General features: G+C 66.3%; 1 protein-coding gene. It reads left to right on the top strand.

Annotated elements, in window-relative coordinates; genetic code table 11:
* The coding region (locus GJ668_RS19700; RefSeq protein WP_155451778.1) for a transposase at positions 1 to 1,419 on the top strand (1,419 nt) is incomplete at its 5' end.
* Between the last annotated feature and the right edge of the window lie 46 nt (positions 1,420 to 1,465).

Here is a 1,465-nt window from a genome sequence, read left to right as displayed (position 1 = left end):
AAAGATAGCCTGGAATCGCTCCAGCGTTTCCGCCAACGCCTCTACGAGCACCTTGGCGCGCGCCGTGACGCCAGCCTCAATCTACTCGATAGCCTGTGCGCCAACACTCAGGCGCGTTCGGTGGTCGAACTGAGCTTGAACCCGGCCTTCGAGCGCGATTACACCAGCCTCTACGCCGCGATCGAGGCGTTCACGCCGGGGCCGATCACGCGCGATCAGTCCCCGTCGACGGGGTTGTCGGCCTTGGTGTCTGAACAGCTCCCGGAGCCCTCGCCAGCGCGTCCATTCTGGCTGTTGGGGGTGGACACCACACCGAATCCACGCCCGTTCGCCGCGACCTTGGCCGATCGTGGGGTGGTCTATCAGCCCAATCCGGCTCCGGGCAACAAGCCGATTGCCGTCGGGCATCGCTATTCGGTGGTGGCCGCGTTGCCGCAACGCTCCCGCCTCGATCCTCCGTGGGTCGTGCCGCTCCAGGCGCAGCGCGTGGCCAGCCACACCACCGCCACGGCTGTGGCGGCCGCGCAGATGGGCGCCATGCTGGCCGATCCCGCCCAGCCCTATGGGGCGGCGTTGAGCGTGCAGGTGGCCGACTCCGACTACAGCCACGCGGCGTATCTGCATGTGCTCAGTGCCTTCTCCAATCATGTCGTGATCGCCCGTAGCGCCGGCAACCGCGTCTACTATCGCCCCCCACCCCAGACCCCGTCGGCGCACGGGCATCCGATCTGGTATGGCGAGGCCTTTCGCCTAGCCGACTCCGAGACTTGGGGGAATCCGACCCAGAGCGCCGAGTGGCCCGATCAGACGGCGTCCGGACGGGCCATTCGCCTCACGCTGGAGCGCTGGAGCGACCTGTTGATGCGCGGACATCGTGACAGCCCGATGCAGAACCACCCCTTCGACGTGGTCCGCTGTTGTGTCTTCGACGCCCAGACCGGGCGCGCGCTCTTCAAGCGCCCACTCTGGCTGATCGTGATGGGCCAACGCCGCGCCGAACTGTCCCTGCAACAGATTGAACCGGCCTACCGCCAACGCTTCGATCTGGAGCACTTCTTCCGCTTCGGCAAAAACCACCTGCTCCTCGACCGCTTTCAAACCCCCGACCTCTCCCATGAAGAGCACTGGTGGCCGCTCGTCTGCCTGGCCTACGTCCAGTTATGGCTCGCCGCCCCGCTGGCCAGCGATCTGCCCAGACCTTGGGAGCGTTTCCTCCCCAAACCGCTCGCCGACTCCCGCCTCTCACCCGCCCGTGTGCAGCGCGACTTCGCGCACCTTATTCGCCAGATCGGCACACCGGCACGCGCCCCCAAACGCCGGGGTATCTCCCCAGGCCGGGTCACAGGGACGCCAGGCCAGAGACGGGCACGACCCCCGATCGTCTTCAAGCGCCAACCGAGGCTCACCGCGACGGCTTGATCGGATGCATACCACGAAAAGTTTCAAGAAGGCCTACTGGGCACTG

Source organism: Allochromatium palmeri, assembly GCF_009720725.1.
GTDB classification, from domain to species: Bacteria; Pseudomonadota; Gammaproteobacteria; order Chromatiales; family Chromatiaceae; genus Thermochromatium; species Thermochromatium palmeri.
Note: the sequence above shows the minus strand (reverse complement) of the source record. Positions and strands in the feature narration are given on the sequence as shown.